Origin of the sequence: Psychrobacter sp. NZS113, from assembly GCF_015864825.1 — a bacterium.
In the GTDB taxonomy this organism is placed as follows: Bacteria; Pseudomonadota; Gammaproteobacteria; order Pseudomonadales; family Moraxellaceae; genus Psychrobacter.
Genome location: NZ_JADYWL010000005.1, coordinates 149,089 through 173,734, shown reverse-complemented (window position 1 = coordinate 173,734; position 24,646 = coordinate 149,089). Strand labels below are relative to the sequence as shown.

Genomic DNA, 24,646 nt, shown 5'->3' with positions numbered 1-24,646 from the left:
CGCACAACACCGAGAAGGGTATAAATCAAATGATTCCTTCAACGGTGAACAGATAAGGCTAATACCAAAACAACTATATATTAAACATAGGTAAGGTCATGAAATAAGTTATTGAAACAAAAACGCAAAAATAGAAGGAGTACCAATAAATCTTAGTATCCAACTTTTTTACGTTAAATCAGTCGCTATCTACTCTTTAAATGGTTTGTAGTAGAGTAAATAACAGCTCAAATATTTTGTTCAGCAGTAAAGGTCAGCGGATAATTCTGTTTGATAGTGAATAGAATATCTATCAACATAAGCTATCAATCAGGTATCGCTAAAGCATTATTGCAACACTAAAATTCAGGAGTAGTCAGCCATAAAAATGTATTTTGGCTGAGCCATATCTGCTCATTTATGATATAGAACAATGAGGTTTTAGATATTTACCATCATTTAAGCGCCATAACCGGAAGCTGTAATAAATGGGAAGTCTCATGACAAGACGTTCTTTCTTCAAGTAAGAATATGCGGATATTTATCCAATTATTCAAGTATGGTTAAGAAATTAGCGATAAAACTTAACAATAGGGCTACAGACGGTCAGAAAAGGCATCCTTTTTGGTGCATTAATTAAGGTAAAAACATTGATTGTGAGAATTGAAATAATCGCTTCACCTTTCAATTCCTACAAATAACTATGAATTTATAGATAATAACTTATGTTTCAATAGGTTTCAAACTGAGGTTTTAAGCAGGGTTGTCGATATCGATAAAGGTCACAGGCACGCCAAACTCTTGAAATACTATCTTACCCAATGCTTGAATGCCGCCACGTTCTGTTGCGTGATGTCCGCAGGCAAAGTAATCAATTCCAAGCTCACGTGCGATGTGGGTAGTGCGCTCAGAGATTTCACCAGATATAAAGGCATCACAGCCCATCAACGCGGCCTGTTCGATCATATCTTGTGCGCCACCTGTGCAGATACCGACACGTTCTATCAGCCTATTACTTGTTTTAGAAGATGAGTCTTTATGATACTCAGCTGCGATATGTAGTGGCGTGCGTCCTAACGCTTGAGTAATCTTTGTGATGAGATCATCGGCGCTTTGCGGTATACAAGTGGTAATATTGCCAACTGGGTGAGATTCAGCAGGATAGAGTGGCCCAGTGATGGTCAGATCTAGTATCTCAGCGAGCATGGTATTATTGCCAACGACAGGATGGGCATCTAGCGGTAAGTGATAGCCAATCATAGAGATGCTATGTTGCATCAATTTGCGAATACGTCGACCTTTCATACCTGTGATGGTGGCAGGTTCGCCTTTCCAGAAGTAACCATGATGTACCATAATGGCATTGGCATTATCAGCGATAGCAGCATCAATCAACGCTTCACAAGCAGTCACACCCGTGACGATGCGCTGGATAGGTCGTCCACCATCTACTTGTAAGCCATTGGGTGCATAGTCTTTAAATGCGTTGGCTGACAAATAGTCGTCACAAAACTGCGTTAGTGCCTCTACGGTTATGGGAGTGTTGGTTGATTCTGTCGAAGTGTCGATAGCCGTCATGGTATGCCCTTATCGTTGTCACAATCTGTCAAGTGATTGCAAATAATCCATAGTTTTTTATAATGACCATTTTAACATGGCGTTGTAAAAGAGTAGACAAAGCTACTAACTGAAATGGTACACGATACGTTACCATTTGGTATGGTTGGCGGTTATAATTTGTAGGCGTGAGCTGTACTGATTGATAGCGTCTCATTAGAGCGTGGCATCAAGACTGGTTTTAGTATTAAATAAGAAGAATCAAACCAGCGGCAGCGGTCATTCATTATTTATCATCATTTTTTGTATTAAATTTATAGAGGTTGTATATGTCGTCATCCCGGAACACCAATAACAAGACTTCTTTATTAAAATGGTTACCTTGGGTCTTATTACTGCTAGTGCTGGCAGCGTTTATCTGGTTGTTTACGAGTATGAAATCGACGTCAGAGGCTAAGTGGGAGCCGCCGAGAACCACCCCTGCCGAGCAGCAAGCGTCAGAACCTGTTGCAGATACGCCAGCACCTATCTCCTCTTACCATAATGCGGTCGCTCGTGCCTCACAGTCGGTCGTCAATATCTATACCACACAGACCGTAGCAGAGCATCCTTATATGGATGACCCTGTGCTGCGCCGGTTTTTTGAGTATCATGGTGGCCAATCAGCAGAGCAAGGCAATACCAACTTAGGCTCTGGTGTGATTGTGTCAGAAGATGGCTATATCGTGACCAATGCCCATGTCGTCGAAAAAGCCGATGAGATTACGGTTGCCTTTAATGATGGTCGTAAGAGCCGCGCTAGAGTGGTGGGTACCGATCCAGACAGTGATTTGGCCGTGATTAAAGTCGATATGACAGGATTGACGCCGTTAGGATTCCGCGAAGATCCTATTCGTGTGGGTGATTTAGCCTTAGCGATTGGTAATCCGTTCGGTGTGGGTCAGACTGTGACCCAAGGTATCATCTCAGCGACAGGTCGTACCGGATTGGGTGTGAATAAGTTTGAAGACTTTATTCAGACGGATGCTGCGATCAATCCTGGTAACTCAGGTGGTGCGCTGGTAGATGCTCGCGGTGAGTTGGTCGGTATCAATACTGTGATTTTTTCACAATCTGGTGGCTCTCTCGGTATCGGCTTTGCTATTCCTACCTCTATCGTAGAGCAGGTTATGAATGCCTTGATTAAAGATGGTAAGGTCAGTCGAGGTTGGTTGGGTATCGAGATACAATCACAGTTACGTGATCCAACGCAGTTAGAAACGTCGACTGGCGTAGAAGTGCTAAACGTCATTGACAACAGCCCAGCTGCAAAGAGTGGTCTACGCGTGGGTGATATTATCTTGACCATTGATGGTATTGAGATGACGGATGCCAACACGTTGATTCAATATGTCGCTCGCAAGTCTCCTGATACACAGCTTGATGCACAGATATTGCGTAATGGTAGTAATAAGCAAGTCACCATCTCGCTAGAAGTACGTCCAGAGCAAGAGGCTGTTGCGCTTCCTGCTTCTGTGCAAGCTGAGAGCTTTGCTCAACCTGATCTCCAAAGCGAACAGCAAAACGTTCCAATGATGTCAGAAGCAGAGCGCGACCGTATGCGTGAAGAGCTGCTAAAACTGTTTGAAAATGATGGGGCTCCTCAGTAGTTGCCTTTCACATCTCTCGTCACCTCGCATAGCAATGAGGTATTAGTATAAAAAAAGCGCGCTATCTACGTAAGATAGCGCGCTTTTTATTTGTTTTTCTTTACTTTACGATAGGCTCATGATTGATATGGATAACGCCTTGCACACGGCAACAGCAGGGCAATATCTCATCCTCGTCAATCATGGCGAGTGGCGCAAATGGATAGTCGACCGTATGTGAGCTGGCGATACGTTTGACTCGGCAACTCCCACAATAGCCCTCGCGGCATTGATAATTAACCTCATGTCCGGTGCGCAGCAGTCCATCGAGCAGACTCTCATCGTCATGCAAGTAGAACTGCTGCTTACTGGTCATTACCCACGTCATAATTCATCCTATTTGGATTTGAATATCTTGCTGCTATATCCTACCGCCATCGAAATGTAAAACACTGTTAACGCCTAAAGTAATGTTGACGCCTAAAGTACTATTAAAGCGTAAAACTATTACAGTTCAAAGTCATCAAAGTCGCTGTCTGATAAGTCTGAGTCAATCTGACCAACCAAGTAAGAGCTGATCTCTGTCTCTTGCGGGGCCACTTGCACATTGTCAGACGACAACCAAGTATTGATCCATGGAATCGGGTTTGATTTCGAGTTCGGGAACACGGCTGGCAAGCCAACCGCTTCCATACGCAAGTTGGTGATGAATTCGATATATTGGCACAGAATGTCTTTATTCAGACCAATCATCGAGCCATCTTTGAACAGGTAACCTGCCCATTCTTTTTCTTGCTCGGCAGCCTTGCGGAAGATTTCGATGCTTTCTTCATAACACTCTGCAGCAATCTCGACCATTTCAGGATCGTCACGACCATTGCGCATGAGATTAAGCATATGCTGCGTACCAGTCAAATGCAGTGCTTCATCACGAGCGATGAGCTTGATGATTTTGGCATTACCTTCCATCAGCTTACGCTCGGCAAAGGCAAACGAGCAGGCAAATGATACATAGAAGCGAATGGCTTCTAAGACGTTGACTGCGACGATACACAGATACATCTGCTTTTTCAGTGATCGCAAATCGACAGTCACTTCCTCGCCGTTGACGTTGTGCGTACCAGCGCCGTACAAGCTATATAGCTGCGAGTTGCGGTACAGGTCATCGTAATACTGAGCAATGTCAGAGGCGCGCTCTAAGATGTGCTCGTTTTGCATGATGTCATCAAAGATAATATTTGGATCATTGACGATATTACGAATGATATGAGTATAACTGCGTGAGTGAATGGTCTCAGAGAATGACCATGTCTCAATCCACGTCTCAAGCTCAGGAATCGAAACCAATGGCAATAGCACCACGTTTGGGCTACGACCTTGGATAGAATCGAGTAGGGTCTGGTATTTGAGGTTACTCAAAAATATATGCTGCTCATGCGAAGACAGGTTGCCAAAGTCCATACGGTCTTTTGACACATCGACTTCTTCTGGACGCCAAAAGAACGACAGTTGCTTTTCGATTAATTGCTCAAAGATGGGATGCTTTTGTTGGTCATAGCGTGCTACGTTGACTGGATTACCAAAGAACATCGGCTCTTTTAGCGCATTGTTTGGTGTCTGTGAAAAAATCGAGTAGGTCATGAGACTGCCTTTATAATTGATACGGTTATTGATTTATATAGTTGTGACTGGCTTTCATTTGATTGTATTACAAGTTTTCTAACGATATCTGTGACGACTCTTGTCCATCGTTCATATAGGCTTTGAATATTTCGCTCAGCTCACTATCATCGAGTGCTTCTAATTCATCAAGTGCGCTTTTGCGTAGGGTGCTCACATCATCTTCCGCTGCTGTTTTCAAGTCTTTTTTAGCCGGTCTTGATGCTGGTTTTTTGGCTGCTTTTGCCAAGGTTTTTTTGGTGACGGCTGCCTTTTGTGCGACGTTTACACCTAACTGCTGACGCACCTCTGCAATATCAACCTCGACTTGTACGATATGCGAGCCACCATCGTTTAGGTCTGAAAATACGTTTGGGATAAACAAACCACCGTCTTTGATGATTGCGGTATATTGCACATGACCTCCGTTGTTTTTATTGTTTGTGTGTTTCAATGATATGCCCTAAATTAAATGGACCATTTGATGCCTATTAGGGGATTTTCTTCAGCTTTTTGTTGCCAATACATCATCTTCTCGTTATTTACTTCCATGCCTTCAGAGCTCAAATTTTTATAATGCTTTGCTAGCCTATGAATGGCCAAGCGACTGCCTTGGTTAGCCAGCGCTTCAATCTTAGGTAGCATGTTTTTGACACAATCAGCATCTGAGCTGTCAAAGTCCTCATCAATCATCATAGCTTCTGTGTCGATTGACCCTGCTTTTATGAGTAAATTAAATACCTGAGTCGGATCGTCATTTCCCCAAAGCGGATTGGCTTTGCTGATCCCGCCATTCAAGGACATAGCCACACCTAGTATCAGCTCGTCAACATACTCTGGGCGGTCTTGTTTATAATACTCAACTAGCTTTTCTAAGTAAGCGATGGCCTGATAGTCATCCTTTGGCACGTATTCGCCTAAGTAATAATAGCCAAATAAGCTTATTAATTCTTTTACAGCAGTGCTTTGCGATATAATGTCACCCATTGATAAAGCTTGTAGCATTTGGTTATTATCTTCAAAACTATAGTCACCACCCGTCGGTCTGAAGTCACCGATATCAGCATTCATAATATATTCATCAGCGAACCGATGTTTGAGTTGAATGTAGTCAGCAGCTTCTTTATCTATAGTCACGGCAGCATCACGTTTAATAACAGGATGGCTCAGTGCCTCTCTGTAATAGTAGCCACATTGGTCACGTGTATTTACTTCTACATCTTCCTTACTTGTAGTTTCAGCATAACTGCTAGTCGCTAACAATAGCGCTGATAGCAGTACTGAGATATTAAAAATTTTCATGGAATTTATCCTTGATAATGTGCTCAGCATTTCTAAAATGAGGATACGCACTAGGAGAACCTATTATATTTACTTGCTATGCTTTTTTCTCTATGTCTCGTTTTAATAAATACGTATAACCCTTGGTGGTTACCCAAATTCCCAAAAAGGCCACCAGTGAAACGATGCCTATACTGACAAAAGCGGTGGGTAAGACTTTTGGGTGAAAGAGAGATATGAATAGCGCTTGTTTGTCCTCATCCAGATAAAAGAAGTAAATGAGGACTAACGGTACCCAAGAAAAAGTAATAATGTTACATATGCTTTTTCGAGCAAATACAAGCTGTTCATGTGCTGTCATCAATCGGTTTTGTTGCATGTAAAATAAGTGAGAGATCAATAGCGCTATACCGATAGAAATAATGCCTACCAGCCCTCCTGATATACCAAATACATATAACACAGTGATGGTTGTCCAGAATAGGGCGCAAAGCATCAGTGAGTATTGTTCTAAAGAAGGCTTCATTCTAGGCATAATATATTCTTGTATAAATTTCAGTATTGGTTTGCTATTGGCGTTATGGCTGGCGCGTTACGATCTCCAACCCACCTTAACCTAGGCTTGATTAGCATTGCTATTTTCAATCTCTAGGAACAGCAAATGTGTTCGCTATTTTAAATTTACTCTGTTGTACTGTGATATCTTCTAATGATTTATATTCATAGAAAATATCAGTATTGTCATAATCATCTGCTGCGGGACAGTCTTCATGACACTTAATATTGGCAACGTAGGCTTTCAGGTTGTCGTCAAAAGTATAATTGTATTGTTTGATATCTCTACTATCAAATGATCTACCCGCTAAGTTGTAGTACAGTGTCTTTGGAAATGGCTTGATATCTGATATCTCTTTATAAAATTCTGCATTTTCACTCGTAGCTCTTGGTAAGGGTCGCTTTGTTGTAGTTCCTTGATCAAAAGTCAATTCATCGTCACCAATAATCGCTTTCATGACTTCTCTACGTGCCAATTTATTGAATTCTAAGACATAGAGATCATTAAGTTCTTCATCATTATCAAAAGTGTAAATATCTATGGCTTCATCATCATTATTCTCATAATCAGAGTTATAAGCTAGTGATAGTGCTCTAGGTATGTGAGGAATTTTTGCATCATAAGGATATTGGTTATCTATGTGCAAAATAGGCATTAAAATAGGCGTATCTTGAGATATTTCGCCATACCGAATGAGTGTTGACTCACTAAATCCACTACCTTTAAATCTTATCTTAGTTTTATCTTTCAATTCGGTGTTATGACGACCAAAGACGTAAAATGGGTACTCAGTACGATGAGGTATCAGGTGTAAATACTTGCCTTTTACTATTCTCCAATCACCGACCAATACGACGCCGAATCCAACTATGACATATCTTTGATTATCGAGCAGCGCCAAACTCGCTCCTCCTTCTGGAGAATAGTTTCCAAAAGACATTGAATACTGTCCGACGATACTTTTAGCTATTTCTTTATACTGTTTTTGATTGTTGTAGATAGGGTCAGACAGTTTCGGCTCTGGATGTTGTAAAAAATCATCTACTGTTTTAGCAAAGTTGCCACAAGACTCTACGCGTTCATACATCAAGTCATTATATGTTTGATAAGCCTCTTCTTGTTTTAAAAGACTGTTATTTTCTGATTGAATGCATTGATCAAACTTCATATTAAAATCTATGAAGTTATCAATATAGTCAATATTCTTAACGCAGTCGCACGCTTCAACGACGTTCTTTTCGACTAATTTTTTAATACTATCTTCAGTTTGAGCGTTCACTGGTGTTGATAGCACAGAGGTGATGAGTAGACAAGAGAATAGCGACATATTACTTATTTTCATAGTTGTATTCTCTCGTCATTAGCGTAAATATTAGATTGTTATCTTATTGGTGCGCTGGGCGCACTCTACAACTAAGATAATCGTTAATCACACCACCTTCATAAACATTAGCCATCATAAATCTATATTTAATTTTGAAAAGGTGAAGAGGCGCATAATACGTTTCATAGACATCATTTCGTACAAGGTAAAGCTCGTTGCCTATCAAATAGTAAGAATCGCCTTGAATATCACAAATTTTATGTTTCTCATTCTTCTTTAAAAATGCTTTTGGACTAAATATTTTGATATTGCGACGAATTCTATCAAAAACTGTCTCTAAGTAATTAGACTTCATAAAGCAAGTGAACAGTAAGCTTTCTAAGCGATCGTAGTAAAGAAGGTCTTTTTTTTGATCGTAGTAAACGTATATTTTTCCAGTCTTGTTATCTATGCATAGAAGTTCATCGGCAAAGTCTGTTCCAATATATACAGTACTTAAAGGTATTCTATCCGTATAAAAGAGTTCATCATCTAAATAATAGTCTTTAAACTGCTTAAAAGTAAAATCACTAAATCCGTTGATTAGAAGTGTCTTACAGTTACCATATTTAATTAAAAATTGTCGATGATTTTCTCTTAGAGGGATATTTCTTGAATTAACAAGTTCATCTAATTCATTAGCATCTACTGGTTCATTGTCCGAGATGAGTTTTGACATCTCTTGAATGAGAAAAGGAATAAGCATCTGCATTTTTATCCAACCTATCTAACAGGCGTAGGGTGTGCCTCGCACACTTTTAAACACAATTTGCATATCATCGATGCGTTGGGCGCACCCTACAACTATTTATTATCCTTATAGATGATTAAATCCATGAAAGAAACATTTCTATTAACTGTATTTACTCTATTTTCGTTATTCGCATTCGTAGTACCAGTTCTAGGATAAGAATTAGTTGTAGGCATGCTATTTTTATCAGTCTTAGCGGGTTTACTAACATTACTAGTAGGAGGGTTAGGGTTTTTCTTTGTCATACTATATTCCTATTATTTTTAATGTAATTAGACATATTAATGAAGAAGATAAGAATACAATAAAAAATTTAATATTTTTTGATATTACTTTGATGTGCTCTTGTTTAGCGCTAACAGTTTTGTCCATGGCATTAATAGATTGCTGATAACAGCTAATCAAAAGGTGTTTGTACTGTGCTGAATTGTCAGATCCAGCATCATTAAGAAGCTCTAAAATATCAGGCATTTTCTGTAGCTCAACTAAGTTGAAGCAATTCAGTATTGCTCTCAATATTAAGTTTCCGTACCATATTCCAATTATAAAAGTTATCATAAATGCTATAGTTAATTGAAAAGCGACTAATGAATTTAAATAATTGAACTCTAAGCTTTCTATTGCTGAACTAGATAGGATAACGAATAGTCCAGTGGTTATAATAGAGATAACTAGCAAGTACTTGTTAGCTTTTTCATCAACATTTCTAATTCTAGATATGCATTGTAAGTACTCTTCTTTTAATACAGAGATACTTACATCATACTTAGATTCCCAGTCATCGCTATCGTCTAGGCTTTCGTCGTTTTTGAGTGTGCTTTCATTAGATGAACAGTTTTTTTTGCAATTACTTAATCGATTAAAACTGTTATTAAACATAATTTATGATGCCTATCTTTTTTGCATAAGAATACCAAGCAGAAAATAGCAGGCTCAACTCACAAGCCAAGCCTGCTATTCATCAATCTAGATTTTGCATGCACCGCCAGCACAATCATCTTCCATATCCGCTTGGGCATCGTTCGCACCATCACGAGTGTTATGGTAGTACAACGTCTTCACGCCCATTTTATAAGCGTTGAGCAAGTCTTTTAGCAGTATCTTCATTGGTACACGGCCACCTGCATAACGGACTGGATCGTAGTTGGTGTTGGCAGAGATGCTTTGATCGACGAACTTCTGCATGACAGCGACCAGCTTTAGGTAACCGTCATTGTTTGGCATTTGCCATAGTAGCTCGTACTGATCTTTTAGCGTCGTAATCTCAGGCACGACTTGCTTTAAGATACCGTCTTTTGACGCTTTGATAGAGACCAGACCACGTGGTGGCTCGATACCGTTGGTCGCGTTGGCGATCTGACTAGAGGTCTCAGACGGCATCAATGCGGTTAGGGTAGAGTTGCGTAGACCGTACTCTGTGATCTCGCCACGTAGCGTTTCCCAATCGAGATGTAGCGGCTCTTGGCAGATTTTATCCAAGTCGGCTTTGTACGTATCAATCGGCAAGATACCTTGTGAGTACGTCGTCTCATTGAACGCAGGGCATGCGCCTTGCTCTTTTGCCAATTTGTTTGACGCTTTCAAGAGATAGAATTGCAATGCTTCAAACGTTTGATGCGTGAGACCAAGCGCGCTGTCGTCTGAATAGCGTACGCCATTCTTGGCAAGGTAATAAGCATAGTTAATCACGCCTACACCGAGCGTACGGCGACGCATACTGCCGTTTTGAGCCGCTTTTACTGGGTAGTCTTGATAATCGAGCAGGGCATCAAGCGCACGGACGATTAGCTCGGCAGGCTCTTCGATGTCGCTGACGTTTTCGACTTTACCCAAGTTGACTGCTGATAACGTACAAAGGGCGATTTCGCCTTCTTCGTCATTGATGTTATCAAGTGGCTTGGTCGGTAGCGCGATTTCCATACATAGGTTTGACTGGCGAATCGGCGCAACCGTCGCGTCAAATGGGCTATGCGTGTTGCAATGATCGACGTTTTGGATATAGATACGACCCGTACTGGCGCGCTCTTGCATCATTAGGCTGAACAAGTCTGCGGCTGGGATTTGACGGCTACGAATAGCAGGGTCGTTCTCGTACTTGGTGTATAACTCTTCGAACTTGTCTTGATCTTCAAAGAACGCATCATACAAGCCTGGCGTATCACCTGGTGAGAATAGAGAGATGTCTTGTCCTTTGATGAGGCGCGTGTACATTGTTTTGTTTAACTGTACGCCGTAGTCCATATGACGGACACGGTTGTCTTCGACGCCGCGGTTGTTTTTGAGTACCAGTAATGACTCAACTTCTAAATGCCACAATGGGTAAAATAGAGTCGCTGCACCGCCACGGACGCCACCTTGTGAGCAGCATTTAACAGCCGTTTGGAACAATTTATAGAATGGGATACAGCCAGTGTGCTGTGCTTCGCCGCCACGGATAGGGCTACCAAGGGCGCGGATACGACCAGCGTTGATGCCGATACCAGCACGCTGTGACACATAGCGTACGATGGCGCTAGTGGTCGCGTTGATAGAGTCTAGGCTATCACCACATTCGATCAATACGCACGAGCTAAACTGACGCGATGGGGTACGCACACCAGACATGATAGGCGTCGGTAGTGAGATTTTGAATTGTGAGGTCGCATCATAGAAGCGCTTCACATAGTTCATACGCTCTGACTTCTCATAACGGCTGAACAAGCACATACCAACCAGCATGTACAAGAACTGAGGGCTTTCAAATACAGTCTTGCTCACGCGATCTTGAACAAGGTATTTGCCTGCCATTTGCTCAACAGCGGCATAGGCAAGATTCATATCGCGCCAGTGATCAAGGTATTCTTCTAACTCATCAAACTCTGCACGGCTGTAGTCAGCTAAGATATGCTCATCATATTTGCCAGCATCAGTCAGGGTTTTGACATGGTCATACAGATGCGGAGGCGTGAACTTGTTATAAGCAATCTTACGTAGATGGAAAATAGCCAAACGCGCCGCTAGATACTGATAATCAGGCGTGGTTTCAGAGATAAGATCAGCAGCAGACTTGATGATCGTCTCATGGATGTCACGAGTTTTGATGCCTTCATAAAACTGGATGTGCGATTTTAGCTCAACTTGTGATACCGACACATTATCCAAATTGTGAGCTGCCCACTCGATTACCTTATGAATTTTATCTAAATCAATAAGTTCTAATCGTCCGTCACGTTTGGTCACTTTGATTTTGTCGATATGTGTCATGCTGGCCTCTATTTTGGTTGCTTATATTATTCGTCAAACGGTAAAACCCGCTCAACGTTTTTTATCGTACTACTTATTTAAAAACGCTATCTAAACACGGTAACTGCTGGCGTTGGCTGCTCTTTTTTTAAGGCAAAAAATACCCGATACTCGTAGTGACGGTTAAAATCACTGAGTACTACATATAGCGTGTTTATTAATTGGTAGGCACAATATAGCGGGAAAATTTTGAAAATACTATATTGATTTTAGAATAAAACTATGTTGCTACGAGGTTGTAGACAGTCCAAATTTTGGCAAAGGACGATGGGATAAGGGTTAGACGCAAATGCGCTCATTATAAATTTTTTGTAAAAATATCGTGACGGTTTGATTTTTATTTAATCGGTTATTGTCGACTGATAATAGTGATCGTACTGGCAATAATGCGGGCGCAGATTGTACACCAAACCACAAAAAATCGCCACCCATATGAGTGACGATTTGGACGGAAAAGGGGTTGTTTTTTTCTAAACACCCATTACCGGTTTATACAACCATGCGAACTGTTTTGGCATTGTCCAATGACGCGTAAAGTGTATTCACTTGATCGGCGTCTGTGAGGTATAAATTGACGCGCGCTGAATGGAAGCGCCCCGTTTTAGATGGTTTGACTTCTATAGAGGCCAAATCAAAATCAGGGAACTGGCTACCGAGGATCAGCTTCACTTCATTAAGCAAGCCTTCATGCTCGCCTTCATGACCAATGATGCTCAATGGGTAGTTCATGGGAAAATCCCAAAGATCTGGATTTTGGATGTCGGTTCTTTTACCTTTTAAGACGCCTTCATTGGGTGTCATGTCCGTCATGGTGACGTCTTTGGCGTTTTGATTAGTGTTTTGATTATCAGTGTCTTTTGAATCATCACTCATGATGTGTGCCTCGCTTTTATTAAAATGTGAGCTATAGTCAATCTTTTATTAAACTGAATCAACTATATTAAGTTAAGAGCTTTATTGCCCATTTATAGTGGCACTCAGCCTATTATTCAAGTCTGTACTGGCGATGAGCATATAGCCATATATTTAACGCGTTATAAATGTGCTGTCAGATCATTAGTCTAGGGCGTGTCTTCGTTTCAAAAATGGTGATAAAAATGAGATAAATTGACGTCAAACAAGAAAAGTAGCGCAGATAATATCGGGATATTTACCAGCTATTTGACGATGTTTGGCAAGATTTAGTCATTTTTAGCCCATTTAGATGAGTATCTAGATGATTATCGAGTGAATTGAAGACATGCCCTAATAACTTTTGGGGAGTAAGCCAAATGCTTATGGCAAGTAGCTTTTGATAGGCGCGATATCAGGCGGCAGATCAGTCTCGCCCAGTGCATCCAACAAATTTATTTCGATCGTGCGTGATAGCGCAGTCAGGGGTAACTGATTCGCCGCTAAGCCAAAAGGCTCTTCCAATTCTTCACTGAGGGTATCTAGACCAAAAAAGGTATAAGCGATTACCGCACAGAGTAAAGGGGTCACCCAGCCTAGTGAGGCTACCAAACCAAACGGCAGCATGATGCAATATAGATAAGTCGTGCGATGTACTAGCAACATATAGGCGAAAGGTAGTGGCGTGTTATGGATACGCTCGCAGGCGGCCAAAACAATGGTCATCGAGGTCAGACGTTCATCCATGTTCTGTATCATTTGCTCCGATGTTAAGCGCTGACGTCGGCAGTCTCCGAGTGTCTTACCCATTAGGCGCATCAGATAGTCAGGCAGATTGTGTGCTTGGCGCATCGCTACATGGTGCGCCGAGTCTACAAACGGCTCGACGTCTTGCCAAGGAGACGTGCCACGTAATCTATGACGTATCGCGTGAGTAAAGGCAATGTTTAAGTGAATCAGGGTGCGTTGAATATCACGCCCAGTCTCGCTGTCGTCATCTATAAATGAGAGCACTTGGCGGGTAAAGCTACGAGAGTCATAGACCAATTGACCCCATAGTCCGCGCGCTTCCCACCAGCGTTGATAGCTGGCATTGTTACGAAATCCTAGAAACAAGGATAAGGCAACCCCGAGCAGGGTAAAAGGAGCTGTACCGTAGGAAGGAAAAGCATTGGGTGCGCCATGTTGAATCACTGTAACGACAATACTAAGTAGAGTAACCAGCAGAATTTGCGGAAAGATTTTCGGAACGATGGAGCCACGGAGGGTAAAAAATATCTTAAAAGTATTTAGTTTCTGCCGGACAATCATCTTGGCTCCCTAGCGACGAGGTATAGTCGGTTCAATATAATGTCGATACAAGGAAACCGAGTGCAAGTTATACATTAGTATGCTTAGCGAGGATGACGATGTAGCGAATTTATATGGACTTGACTATATGCTGTTAAGTATTGAAGCCGTGCATTATACAATAGCGTTATAAAAATTTAAGGCTTTTTGCTATTGATTACCTATCGGATATCATTTGAAAAAGTGATACACATCGCTAAATGCTATGAAATACAAGGTTGCTCATATGATTAGGGCGTGTTGAGTATTCAACACGCCCTAATTGATTTTTTATTGTGGCTAGATTCTTTAGGATCTATTAAATATTCAAATATTTAGCTTTTTAAAAAGGCTTCAATTTTGGGTTTGATGGTCATGGACATAATGACCATTAGTGTCAATCCTACTGGTAAGGCGACTAAAAACCCTTGTAGCCAACCATTCAAAAAGGCAGCTTGATCGGCAAAACCAATCGTTTTCGCCGCAGTGCTAAAAGCCAACATGGACTCCATGATACAAGCCATCAATACGCCCGTGATGAGATTGCGTTTGTATGCTTTGGTATTAGGCAGCATCTGATTAATGGTTGTTGTGATTAGACCCATTAATAAGAAACCAATAGGCATTATCGCAAACGCGGCTAGTAACGCTCTAGACCAATCGTGAAAAAACGTATTGGAATATCCGACATTCATGTAGGTCATTACACCTGTGAGTAGACCACCTATGACCGTCATCATGGTCAGTATTAATAGTAATTTATAGAACAACGGTGTCTTTTTGACGCTCTCAATAAGCCGATTCTCAGTATTTGTAGCCATAGTATTTGCAACCATAGTTATTTTCCTATCATCATAAAGAGCAGTTGGTTAGTCTGCGTTTTTCTCTGCTTGTCGATCGCTCACAGATTGGTCTTCAGCTATGCCTGCTTTCCAGTAGGAAAAAGCATATAGCTCATCCTTTGACCACTGTTGCTCGACTTTTAAATAATGACGAAGGGCTTTAACCGATGAAAACTCGCTAGCGATATAAGCGAAACGGCTCTGGTCCGCATTTGGTAACGTAAGAGATTTAACCGTGTCGACTAACTGACTGCCTTGCATAGGATGCGGGTTGTGTAGCCATGTCATGGTGATGTTGGCTAGAGTAGGCAGCTCTTGCTGGTCTTCTGCACCATGCACTTCGATGATGCATTGACCGGTCGCACTGGCAGGCAAGCTTTCTAATATCGAGCCAAGTACGGGTATGGCAGTGGCATCGCCAATCAGTAGAAAATTATCTGCCTCGGGGCAAAGCGCTTTATTTTTTGGTTTCATTAAGATACCAATTTCGTCGCCAACTTCAGCATGAGTTGCCCAACCTGAGGCAGGGGCTTCGTCACCGTGAGCGACAAAATCAATCCATATCTGTTGTTTTTCGATATCGGCACCGCGATGCGTGTAAGTACGGATAATGAAAGTAGATTTGTCCTCTAAGTCGATAGGCTGCGTCTTGTCTCTAGGGATGAATACTTTATTGTTGGCACCGACTGTCATGGTGGCAATATTGGCAATCGTCTCTGTCTGACCTGTTAGGTATATACGAATATAGTGCGGTGTAATCATTTGCTTATGGGCAACGGTCATGATTTCTCGTACGGGTTTTTGATTTATTATATTGCTCATATCATTTCACCTTTGCTTATTTATCAGTAATCTTATTATTGTTGACGTTGTCTATCATGGTGCGACTAACGCGAAAGAACAGGGCAAGATCGACAGGGCTCAAATCTTGAGTCAGTTGCCCTTTGGCCCATTCCTCTGCCACATCAAGCTTTGCCATAATTGCCTCGCCTTTGGGCGTCAGCTGTAGTAATTGGCTACGACCGTCCAGTGGGTTGTCCGTCTTAAGAATTAGCTCAGCCGCTAACAGGTCATTTAAGGCACGAGTGATTTGCGCTTTGTCTCGTTGCATGTGCTTAGAGATGGACAGTGCCGTGCTCTTTGGGTTATAACAAACCCCCTTTAGCGTTCGGATGTTTGTCACGGACAAATCCACACCTTGCTGCCGGATACCTTCTAATAATAGATTGGTATAGGTATGCATTAATTGATGTAGCGTTTCGCTCAATGAATTATCCGACATAAGAGAACCTTTAATATAGTTGATAGAAGCAACTATATAGAATAAGGTTGATAGTGTCAACTATAAAGTGATTTTTGAAGTTAGTACTTTATCTATGATTAGATATTTTTAGATAAGAAAGCGGCGTGGTAGGTATGCATGATAAGGAGTACAGAAAAGAGGGATAGAGGCTTTTGTGATTAAGGGGCTCTATAATTAACAAACTTTATGATTAACAAAGTCAGTAATTAATGAACAGGCACAAAAAAGCCGAGATATACTCGGCTTTTTTATTTTTCTAACTATTTAGAACCTATGAGCTAGGCTCAGTATTTTCTTAAAAATTTAGTCATTTTCAAGGAAAGAACGTAGGTGCTCAGAGCGTGATGGATGACGCAATTTACGTAGCGCTTTTGCCTCAATCTGACGAATACGCTCACGCGTCACATCGAACTGCTTACCGACTTCTTCAAGAGTATGGTCAGTAGGCATATCGATACCGAAACGCATTTTTAGGACACGTGCTTCACGCTCAGTCAGGTTGCCGAGTACATCACGAGTGGCTTCTTGTAGACCAGCAGCCGTCGCATCATCGACAGGGCTTGAGATCGTACCATCTTCGATGAAATCACCTAGGTGTGAATCTTCATCATCACCGATAGGGGTTTCCATAGAGATAGGCTCTTTGGCAATCTTAAGCACTTTACGGACTTTGACTTCGTCCATTTCTAAGCGTTCGCCTAATTCCTCAGGCGTTGGCTCGCGGCCCATTTCTTGTAGCAACTGACGTGAGACACGGTTTATCTTGTTGATCGTCTCAATCATATGCACAGGAATACGGATGGTACGCGCTTGGTCAGCGATAGAGCGGGTAATCGCCTGACGAATCCACCAGGTGGCATAGGTCGAGAACTTATAACCACGGCGATATTCAAACTTATCAACGGCTTTCATCAGACCGATGTTACCTTCTTGAATCAGATCCAAGAACTGTAGACCACGGTTGGTATACTTTTTGGCGATTGAGATAACCAGACGTAGGTTGGCTTCGACCATCTCTTTCTTAGCACGGCGAGCTTTCGCTTCACCGACAGCCATACGACGCGCAACATCTTTCATGTCGTGAATTTTCATATCGAGCTGTTGCTCGTAATCACGAATCTTGCGTTGTAATAAGATCACGTCATCAGTAACTTTTTCTAACGTACCAGCAAATGCAGGCTTACCAGTGATACGCTCAATGAGCCAATCAACATTGGTTTCATTGCTAGGGAACGTTTTACGGAACTCTTCACGCGGCATGCGACCACGGCGAATCACCAAACGCATGATTTGACGCTCTTGCTTACGCACATCATCATAGACATCATGCATGATGGCCATGACTTGATCTGACAAGCGATTGTTCAGCTTCAACATCATAAAGCGTTCTGCAAGTAGGGCATAAGCAGTATCTGCTTGAACACTACCACGGCCATAATCAATTAGGGCTTGCTTGGCTTTGATGAATAGATTTTCGATCTCTTCTAGACGTAAGCGTACTTCTTCTGGATCGATGCCGCTGGTTTCTTCTTCGGCCTCTTCCTCTTCACCTTCGTCTTCATCATCGTCATCATCAAGTGCTGCTTTTGCACTGGCTTTTGGCTTGATTGGTGGTGGGTTTTCTTTTTCTTCTTTGATACGCTCTCTTTCTTCTTTCGCTGCTTCTTTTGCTTCTTGAGCAGCGATTTTGTCTTCTTCGGTTTCAGGATCTAGGAAACCAGTGATGACATCAGAGAGTTTTTTGTCGCCATCTTGTACTTTTTGATACTCATCAAGGACGAACTGTACCGTACCAGGCCAGTAAGACATGGCATGCTGTACGTCACGAATACCTTCTTCGATACGTTTAGCAATGGCAATCTCGCCTTCGCGGGTTAATAGATCAACCGTACCCATTTCACGCATGTACATACGCACTGGGTCAGTGGTGCGACCAGGCTCAGTCTCAACAGAGGCTAATACTGCCGCTGCCTCATCTGCTGCCATGTCATCATCACTTGAATCATCGTTCATCAAGATATCATCGGCATCAGGGGCAGACTCAAAGATTTTAATACCAACGTCGGTTAGCATTTGCACAATATCTTCGATCTGATCGCTTTCGGTAATAGAGTCGGGCAGTTGGTCATTCACCTCAGCATAGGTTAGATAACCTTGCTCTTTACCCATTTGGATTAAGGTGGCCAGTTGAGATGTGGACTTAGAAACTGACTTATCGTTCATAAATACTCGCTTACTTGCATCGGACATTTTTATATTGTGACGCGCTATCGCTGGCTGGGTGCGTTGATCTTATCAGTCGATTGATCAAAATATGGCGTAGAGGTTGTCAATAATATCAAAAATGAGTGGATATGAATAAAGGCTCAAAACACTACAATAACAATGCTGAAAAACAGCTAAACATTAAAAAAGACTTTAAAATAGCATTCATTTAAAACTGCTACTCAAAAACAATACCTAAAATTTGTGCCTGACGATGCATGCTTATGATAGTTCGCTAAGCAATGCTGCAAATATACAGCCGCATAGTTTAACACAGACCACAGTAATCAAGCACGAGACAGTGATATCTACCGACCGTTTTTTACTGATTATTTTTTATCAGTTGAATGTTTAACATTCTTTTAGATTCGGTTTTGACTACTCGGCATAATCATTAGTAGTGGGGGCAGCCACTGTATTTTTAAAGGGTTGATATTTTATTCATCAAAAATGACGGTCAATGTCAAGATTTAACCGTGGTCATTTGTGCTGACTGCTCGGCTTGCTGTGCACGTAGCCAGTCATTTAATAACTGTGATTGCTTGCGAACAATCGCCAACTTAATGTGATCAGGGTTTTTGATCAGATCCTGCATCTTTTTTTGCAAGTGTAGCTTGAGCAATTGCATGACTAAGTTTTCGACCAACTCATCAAGGCTTAAAATATTTCTTGCCGTCAAGGTTTTATAAAACCCACTCCAGCTACGGCTGAGTGTCTCTTGCGTCACCGGCTGTACATTAGACAATATAAAGTGCGCTGCTGCGTTAGCGTCTGTTGGTAGATATCTTAGACAACGCTTAATCGTACTGACGATATCCAGCAGGTCGGTGTCTTGCAGATCTTCCCAAGCAAGCGGGCGCAAGGTATCACTCGCAGCTTTTTGTTTGATATGTGCAGGCAGTTGTAAGTCACTGATACCTGCCTGTTGCCAAATCGACTCAATAGGGTCTTCAAGTAGTGCGCGTGGTTGGAACAAAAAGCACAGCTGCAACTGCTGACTGATGGTCATGTCACCATCAAAATCTAGCAGGGCGTCCTTGGCCTCGACATTCTGACTGCGTTTACCGCCCAGCTTTTGATAAACATCATTGTTAAGCAAATACTTAAAACTACTGCCTTTGGGCAATGCCATGGTTAATGCGCGTACTTGGGACATAAGCTTGGCTTTACCTTCTACCAAGGTTAGATCGTAACGCTCACTTAAATACGCAAAAATATACTGCGACAAAGGCATGGCATTGGTGATTTGCGCACGCATGGCATCACCGCCCTGACTTTTGATGAATGTATCAGGGTCATGATTGTTTGGCAAAGTTAAAAACCGCAGTTCTTTGTCATCGGCCAGCACAGGTAGCGCAACTTCTAGCGTGCGCCAAGCGGCTTTTTGTCCTGCACTATCCCCATCGAAGCTCAAGGTTAGAGTAGGGTTTAGTGTCAATAACCGTGATATTTGGCTCTCATTAATCGCCGTGCCCATAGAGGCAACAGCACCATAGATACCTGCCTGATAAAGGGCGATGACATCCATATAGCCTTCGACCACTAGCCAGTCGTTGGCGCGCTGCTGGCGAGATTCATAATAGCCATATAGCACATGCTGCTTGTGAAAAACGGGCGAGTCGGATGAGTTGATATATTTAGGCTTTACTTCGTCGTCTAATGCTCGACCACCGAAGCCAATAGTACGGCCCTGATTGTCTCGAATCGGGAAAATAACTCGATCACGTAGTAGATCATAATCGCGTCCAGATTCTGATTGGCGCACTAAGCCTAACGCTTTGAGTCCTTCAATATCCTGCGGAAACTGATGTTCAAGATGCTGCCAACCAAACGGTGCATAACCCAAACCAAACGTCTCAAAGGTATCTTCAGTGATACCACGCGATAAAAAGTAATGTTTGGCATGAGGGTGGGTAGTTAGACTGTGCTGATAAAATTGCTGAATTTGCTCTAACAGATCGTATAGATTGCCATCTGCATCGGCACTATTATCCATACCGTGTAGGTTGATTGTCTCATCACTATCGCTTAGCCAAGCAGGCGGATAGCTCGTATCATCTGGATACTCTGAATCATAACCATCGGTTGGGTAAGGTGCTGAGTCGTAAGCCTCTAGCGGTGGATAGTCATCGTAGCTATGAGCATCATCATAACTGGCCTGCACCACATGGCCTTGAACCACACTGCTATGGTCTGTACCGTTTTGACTTAAGTTGCTCTGATCGACAGCTGGGCTAGGCATAGATGGCGGTGCGCTTGATTTAGACGCAGTAGTTTTAGGCTTGGTAGTTTTAGAAAAAGCAGGTTTGGGTGCGCTACGTTGATAGCTGACATTTTGCTGCTCTTCTTTTGGTACTTCGATACCCGTTTGCTTTGATAGCTCATTGACCGCTTCAATGAATGTCAGGCTTTCATAGTCACGAAAAAAACTGATGGCATTGCCGCTGGCACCACAGCCAAAGCAATGGTACATGTTTTTTTGTGGATTGACATAAAATGAAGGAGATTTTTCACCATGAAAAGGACAACAGCCTTTAAACTCACCACCCGCACGTTTAAGCGTAGTATGACGCCCAATAATGCTGACTAAGTCAGCTTGGCTATTTAGTTGCTCAAGGATATGGTTAGGAATGCTCATACAAAAAACAGTTTACCATAGGTCAATTATGTTGGAACACAAAGCGTGTTATAGAAACAGAAAAATAAGGCCAACATGAGCGTTGGCCTTATTTCTTATGAGACAGCTTCTAAGTCATTCATTATTCACATTGAGAGAATGTGGTTGAAAAGACTATGGATTGAAACACTATGGAACGATAGTAGTATCTAGGTTTGATTGGGTGTTGCCGCGTGGTGGCTGACCGTTTTGCATATTGCCATTTGTACCACGTCCAGGCGCACCATTGGAAGGTGGTGCACCTGCAGAAGCTGCATCTGCGCTAGGCAGTCTTAGCTGACTGGCATTACGAATTATCTGTGTTTTAGTCGCACCATTGTAATTGCCTGTCGCGACTGACTCATCGTCTACGCTTGAACGACCGAGCTTGCCAAAGGTGATTTTGTTCAGCCAAGTGCTGTCACGTTTGGTCTCTAGTTTCACGCTACCATCACTGGTCAACCAGCTTGGATAATTAATCTGCAACAGTGTTTTGTACTCATTTGCCAAATCCGTTAGACCTAACTTTTCATTGCTGTAAGCTAGCGTGGCAAGGGCTTTTGGAATGGAGTCACTGAGCGGATAGTACTGGAATACCCATTTGGCACGGTTGGCAGCAGCGACATAAGCTTCACGCTCGATGTACCAATTGGCAGCGCTCATTTCGCTTTCAGCAAACTGATTGTAAATGAAAGTCATGCGCTGTGCAGCATCTGGTGTATAAGGGCTGTTTGGATATTTATTAACGAGCTCTTGAAAATTGGCAAAAGCAATACGCAAATAAGCGGTATCACGCTCGGCTTGGTTCAATTTGAACAGTTTTAAGCCTTCTGATGATCCTTGCATGTTCGCCACACCGCGTACATAGTAGGCGTAGCTCACTTGTGGATTAGAAGGGTATAGACGAATGAACTGTTCAGCGCTTGCCGCTGCCATTTCATATTTGCCACCTTCATATTGTGCGTACATCATATCGAGTAATGCTTGTTCAGCATACTGCCCAGTAGGGTAGAAAGTACGTAGGTTGGTCAATTCTTCGATAGCTTGTGTGTGGTGGCTCTTATCAAGCTGTTCGATGGCATCGTTATAATAACTTTGCTCTGATTTTTGAGCAGTTTCTACCGTATCGACGTCTGCGCCGCCGGTCAGGTTTTTAAAAGTCTGACAACCGACTAGGCTTACACTTAGCGTAAGTAAGGTGATTGAGGACAGTTTGATAAACGTATTGCCAACAGCTTGCATACTTCTTCTCCGACACGAGGCGCATAATAACAGCAGCGCTATTATGCTACATAAAAGGTTAATAATAAAAAACGATGCTTGGAGCATCCGCTAACTGTCTAGTATCAAGCATACTCATCTTCGAGCAGCCTCACCATCAACATGGTTTTTATTGAATGCAGTTTATTGTAATGGTGTATGGTCTTAACAGACCCTAATAAAACCGTTATTTTTTAAATTCAGTGCCATAGCATACAGCAAAATATAGTCATACTTTATAGAATAACGTTTACTTCGTCTATTTTTTTGATATATGCAGTCCAGTGTATGAGGCACTCGACCATGACAGTAGCAGAGATTTTTTACAATATCTGGGTCAGACCATGGTTAGAGAGCTTCAGTGCCTAACCAGTACCTACAATACCAGTACCTATGATATGGCTAGCAAAAAGCCACATAATATCTGATTTCAGTTCGGCATTTTAGCATGAGCGGCTATCACGAGCGATATAGAATGTCGCTGATACCGATAAATATACAGTAAATTACAGCAATGTCATATTTTAGAGAGTTAACCGACGATACTGAGTATGTATCAGTTATCATCAAAAATGACAGATAACGAGCAGCTTCTATAGGGCTTAAGCACTCGGCATGGTACACTATCGCGATATCGCTGCCGATTTTTTTGACGATGATTGCTATTATGATAAGCAATAAATACGTGACCGGCAGTCTAATTTTTTGTAAAATTTTTAAAAAACTGCCTGACAGAATGAGGTTAGGCGCTTTGCTATATATCAATTTATTATGAATAATAATGCTACAACCACCCATTTACCACCGAATCAATCGTTAGATACTGATTCATCAGCACAAGAGTCACCGATGACAAATGACGTTTTAAAAAATAGTGAGTTACTTGACGATAATCAGCCAGCACTTGATGAGCAATTGCATGATGATGCGAGTTCAGAAGAAGTGCTGCTACCAGATGGTGATGCAGATGACATCGATGATGGTGATATTGATGATAGCGATGATGATGAACCTTCAGTTTCGGGTCCAGCAGTCCCAGTAGCGATAGAGCTTACCCATACTGTCACAGAAGATCAGTCAGGTCTGCGTATCGATAAGGTTGCCTCACTCGCATTCAAAGACTTCTCGCGTGTACAGATACAAGGCTGGATAACTGACGGTAGCTTACTCTATAACGGCAGTGTGCAAAAACCAAAGGTTCGTGTCAAAGCTGATGATGTGTTGCATCTATCGACGACGTTAGAGCAGCATAGTGAAGACCAACCAGAAAATATAGACATCGATGTCGTCTATGAAGATGACGACGTACTGGTTATTAATAAGCCTGTCGGCATGGTCGTGCATCCTGGTGCTGGAAATCAGACAGGTACTTTGGTCAATGCGTTACTATATCACTATCCGCAGCAGCACCATTTGCCACGTGCAGGTCTGGTGCATCGGATTGATAAAGACACCTCTGGACTGTTGCTTATCGGCAAAACCAAACCTGCGCAGATGGCACTGATGGAGCAACTAAAAGACAAGTCAGTCTATCGTCACTATCAATGTGTGGTGGCAGGTGATAAAGCAAGTTTAACGCGCCATCGTCATATTGATGCACCAATTGGCCGTCACCGCAATCAACGCACCAAAATGACTGTGATGACAGCAGGACGTGAGGCAATTACTCATCTATTAAAGGTGACGCCGCTTAATGGTAACTACTGTCTATTAGATGTAGGACTGGAGACGGGTCGTACTCACCAGATTCGTGTGCATTTAAGCCATATTACCTATCCGATAGTGGGTGACCGCGTTTATGGTGGTCGTCGTCAATTGCGAGCCGGTCTCACAGAAGTGCAGCGTCAAACGATTAATAATTTCCCGCGCCAAGCCTTGCATGCTTATACGCTAGGTTTTGTCCATCCAACGACAGGTGAAGATATGGAAGTCACCACGCCGTTGCCTGAAGATATGCAACAACTCATAGCCGTACTTAGTGATGGTTATGATGCTGAGTAAGTCGTTTTTTAGAGCAGTTGTGTAAAATATAGTGTGTTCAATA

General features: G+C 42.2%; 21 protein-coding genes. 2 read left to right on the top strand and 19 right to left on the bottom strand.

Annotation, left to right across the window (positions count from 1 at the left end; translation table 11 throughout):
- Positions 1–732: 732 nt before the first annotated feature.
- Positions 733–1,557 (bottom strand): Nif3-like dinuclear metal center hexameric protein, encoded by an 825-nt coding sequence (locus I6E61_RS09195; RefSeq protein ID WP_197133570.1) that lies wholly within the window; start codon positions 1,555–1,557, stop codon positions 733–735.
- 308 nt (positions 1,558–1,865) lie between these two features.
- Between I6E61_RS09195 and I6E61_RS09190 the strand changes: the two genes are divergently transcribed.
- A complete protein-coding gene (locus tag I6E61_RS09190; RefSeq protein WP_197133553.1) occupies positions 1,866–3,185 on the top strand; it encodes a S1C family serine protease in 1,320 nt (439 codons plus the stop codon).
- A gap of 100 nt (positions 3,186–3,285) precedes the next feature.
- On the opposite strand, the gene yfaE is transcribed toward I6E61_RS09190, so the two are convergent.
- The 18 genes from yfaE to I6E61_RS09100 form a co-directional block, all read right to left on the bottom strand.
- Positions 3,286–3,552: a class I ribonucleotide reductase maintenance protein YfaE gene (yfaE, locus tag I6E61_RS09185; RefSeq protein ID WP_197133550.1), complete on the bottom strand. Its 267-nt coding sequence runs from the start codon at positions 3,550–3,552 to the stop codon at positions 3,286–3,288.
- Positions 3,553–3,671: 119 nt separating this feature from the next.
- On the bottom strand, positions 3,672–4,805 hold the full coding sequence (gene nrdB, locus I6E61_RS09180; protein WP_110922984.1) for a class Ia ribonucleoside-diphosphate reductase subunit beta: 1,134 nt from the start codon (positions 4,803–4,805) through the stop codon (positions 3,672–3,674).
- 67 nt (positions 4,806–4,872) lie between these two features.
- Complete coding sequence (locus I6E61_RS09175) at positions 4,873–5,241, bottom strand: hypothetical protein (RefSeq protein ID WP_197133547.1); 369 nt, start codon at positions 5,239–5,241, stop codon at positions 4,873–4,875.
- Positions 5,242–5,291: 50 nt separating this feature from the next.
- The gene (locus I6E61_RS09170) at positions 5,292–6,125 is read right to left on the bottom strand and encodes a hypothetical protein (RefSeq protein WP_197133544.1); all 834 of its coding nucleotides are present in this window, start codon (positions 6,123–6,125) and stop codon (positions 5,292–5,294) included.
- A 76-nt stretch (positions 6,126–6,201) separates the two neighbouring features.
- Positions 6,202–6,639, bottom strand: a complete 438-nt coding sequence (locus I6E61_RS09165; protein WP_197133541.1) for a hypothetical protein — start codon at positions 6,637–6,639, stop codon at positions 6,202–6,204.
- A gap of 106 nt (positions 6,640–6,745) precedes the next feature.
- Complete coding sequence (locus tag I6E61_RS09160; RefSeq protein ID WP_197133538.1) at positions 6,746–8,002, bottom strand: hypothetical protein; 1,257 nt, start codon at positions 8,000–8,002, stop codon at positions 6,746–6,748.
- Positions 8,003–8,045: 43 nt separating this feature from the next.
- A complete protein-coding gene (locus I6E61_RS09155; RefSeq protein ID WP_197133536.1) occupies positions 8,046–8,735 on the bottom strand; it encodes a hypothetical protein in 690 nt (229 codons plus the stop codon).
- Positions 8,736–8,827: 92 nt separating this feature from the next.
- Positions 8,828–9,019 (bottom strand): hypothetical protein, encoded by a 192-nt coding sequence (locus I6E61_RS09150; protein WP_197133535.1) that lies wholly within the window; start codon positions 9,017–9,019, stop codon positions 8,828–8,830.
- Position 9,020: 1 nt separating this feature from the next.
- A complete protein-coding gene (locus tag I6E61_RS09145) occupies positions 9,021–9,653 on the bottom strand; it encodes a hypothetical protein (RefSeq protein WP_197133533.1) in 633 nt (210 codons plus the stop codon).
- Between the two features lie 87 nt (positions 9,654–9,740).
- Positions 9,741–12,017 carry a class 1a ribonucleoside-diphosphate reductase subunit alpha gene (nrdA, locus tag I6E61_RS09140; RefSeq protein WP_197133531.1) on the bottom strand — a complete coding sequence of 759 codons (2,277 nt, stop codon included), beginning with the start codon at positions 12,015–12,017 and terminating at the stop codon, positions 9,741–9,743.
- Between the two features lie 528 nt (positions 12,018–12,545).
- On the bottom strand, positions 12,546–12,866 hold the full coding sequence (locus I6E61_RS09135; RefSeq protein WP_194197613.1) for a YbeD family protein: 321 nt from the start codon (positions 12,864–12,866) through the stop codon (positions 12,546–12,548).
- A 465-nt stretch (positions 12,867–13,331) separates the two neighbouring features.
- Positions 13,332–14,258 carry a bestrophin family protein gene (locus I6E61_RS09130; protein ID WP_197133529.1) on the bottom strand — a complete coding sequence of 309 codons (927 nt, stop codon included), beginning with the start codon at positions 14,256–14,258 and terminating at the stop codon, positions 13,332–13,334.
- Between the two features lie 353 nt (positions 14,259–14,611).
- Positions 14,612–15,112, bottom strand: a complete 501-nt coding sequence (locus tag I6E61_RS09125; protein ID WP_197133527.1) for a DUF2798 domain-containing protein — start codon at positions 15,110–15,112, stop codon at positions 14,612–14,614.
- 33 nt (positions 15,113–15,145) lie between these two features.
- Complete coding sequence (locus I6E61_RS09120; RefSeq protein ID WP_197133525.1) at positions 15,146–15,940, bottom strand: siderophore-interacting protein; 795 nt, start codon at positions 15,938–15,940, stop codon at positions 15,146–15,148.
- A gap of 16 nt (positions 15,941–15,956) precedes the next feature.
- Positions 15,957–16,400 (bottom strand): MarR family winged helix-turn-helix transcriptional regulator, encoded by a 444-nt coding sequence (locus I6E61_RS09115; protein ID WP_197133523.1) that lies wholly within the window; start codon positions 16,398–16,400, stop codon positions 15,957–15,959.
- A gap of 324 nt (positions 16,401–16,724) precedes the next feature.
- Positions 16,725–18,644 carry an RNA polymerase sigma factor RpoD gene (gene rpoD, locus I6E61_RS09110; protein WP_197133519.1) on the bottom strand — a complete coding sequence of 640 codons (1,920 nt, stop codon included), beginning with the start codon at positions 18,642–18,644 and terminating at the stop codon, positions 16,725–16,727.
- A 505-nt stretch (positions 18,645–19,149) separates the two neighbouring features.
- Positions 19,150–21,324 (bottom strand): DNA primase, encoded by a 2,175-nt coding sequence (locus I6E61_RS09105; protein ID WP_197133516.1) that lies wholly within the window; start codon positions 21,322–21,324, stop codon positions 19,150–19,152.
- Between the two features lie 168 nt (positions 21,325–21,492).
- Positions 21,493–22,584 (bottom strand): outer membrane protein assembly factor BamD, encoded by a 1,092-nt coding sequence (locus tag I6E61_RS09100; protein ID WP_197133513.1) that lies wholly within the window; start codon positions 22,582–22,584, stop codon positions 21,493–21,495.
- Positions 22,585–23,373: 789 nt separating this feature from the next.
- On the opposite strand from I6E61_RS09100, the gene I6E61_RS09095 reads away from it, so the two are divergent.
- Positions 23,374–24,603: an RluA family pseudouridine synthase gene (locus I6E61_RS09095; RefSeq protein WP_227685750.1), complete on the top strand. Its 1,230-nt coding sequence runs from the start codon at positions 23,374–23,376 to the stop codon at positions 24,601–24,603.
- Positions 24,604–24,646: the final 43 nt, after the last annotated feature.

What these genes read in the sequence shown, in the direction of transcription:
- I6E61_RS09150 (WP_197133535.1), bottom strand. Translation starts at nt 9,019, where the DNA reads ATGACAAAGAAAAACCCTAACCCTCCTACTAGTAATGTTAGTAAACCC.
- I6E61_RS09145 (WP_197133533.1), bottom strand. Translation starts at nt 9,653, where the DNA reads ATGTTTAATAACAGTTTTAATCGATTAAGTAATTGCAAAAAAAACTGT.
- nrdB (WP_110922984.1), bottom strand. Translation starts at nt 4,805, where the DNA reads ATGACCTACTCGATTTTTTCACAGACACCAAACAATGCGCTAAAAGAG.
- I6E61_RS09095 (WP_227685750.1), top strand. Translation starts at nt 23,374, where the DNA reads ATGAATAATAATGCTACAACCACCCATTTACCACCGAATCAATCGTTA.
- I6E61_RS09155 (WP_197133536.1), bottom strand. Translation starts at nt 8,735, where the DNA reads ATGCAGATGCTTATTCCTTTTCTCATTCAAGAGATGTCAAAACTCATC.
- rpoD (WP_197133519.1), bottom strand. Translation starts at nt 18,644, where the DNA reads ATGAACGATAAGTCAGTTTCTAAGTCCACATCTCAACTGGCCACCTTA.
- I6E61_RS09125 (WP_197133527.1), bottom strand. Translation starts at nt 15,112, where the DNA reads ATGGTTGCAAATACTATGGCTACAAATACTGAGAATCGGCTTATTGAG.
- yfaE (WP_197133550.1), bottom strand. Translation starts at nt 3,552, where the DNA reads ATGACGTGGGTAATGACCAGTAAGCAGCAGTTCTACTTGCATGACGAT.
- I6E61_RS09170 (WP_197133544.1), bottom strand. Translation starts at nt 6,125, where the DNA reads ATGAAAATTTTTAATATCTCAGTACTGCTATCAGCGCTATTGTTAGCG.
- nrdA (WP_197133531.1), bottom strand. Translation starts at nt 12,017, where the DNA reads ATGACACATATCGACAAAATCAAAGTGACCAAACGTGACGGACGATTA.
- I6E61_RS09120 (WP_197133525.1), bottom strand. Translation starts at nt 15,940, where the DNA reads ATGAGCAATATAATAAATCAAAAACCCGTACGAGAAATCATGACCGTT.
- I6E61_RS09115 (WP_197133523.1), bottom strand. Translation starts at nt 16,400, where the DNA reads ATGTCGGATAATTCATTGAGCGAAACGCTACATCAATTAATGCATACC.
- I6E61_RS09135 (WP_194197613.1), bottom strand. Translation starts at nt 12,866, where the DNA reads ATGACGGACATGACACCCAATGAAGGCGTCTTAAAAGGTAAAAGAACC.
- I6E61_RS09105 (WP_197133516.1), bottom strand. Translation starts at nt 21,324, where the DNA reads ATGAGCATTCCTAACCATATCCTTGAGCAACTAAATAGCCAAGCTGAC.
- I6E61_RS09165 (WP_197133541.1), bottom strand. Translation starts at nt 6,639, where the DNA reads ATGCCTAGAATGAAGCCTTCTTTAGAACAATACTCACTGATGCTTTGC.
- I6E61_RS09100 (WP_197133513.1), bottom strand. Translation starts at nt 22,584, where the DNA reads ATGCAAGCTGTTGGCAATACGTTTATCAAACTGTCCTCAATCACCTTA.
- I6E61_RS09160 (WP_197133538.1), bottom strand. Translation starts at nt 8,002, where the DNA reads ATGAAAATAAGTAATATGTCGCTATTCTCTTGTCTACTCATCACCTCT.
- I6E61_RS09195 (WP_197133570.1), bottom strand. Translation starts at nt 1,557, where the DNA reads ATGACGGCTATCGACACTTCGACAGAATCAACCAACACTCCCATAACC.
- I6E61_RS09190 (WP_197133553.1), top strand. Translation starts at nt 1,866, where the DNA reads ATGTCGTCATCCCGGAACACCAATAACAAGACTTCTTTATTAAAATGG.
- I6E61_RS09130 (WP_197133529.1), bottom strand. Translation starts at nt 14,258, where the DNA reads ATGATTGTCCGGCAGAAACTAAATACTTTTAAGATATTTTTTACCCTC.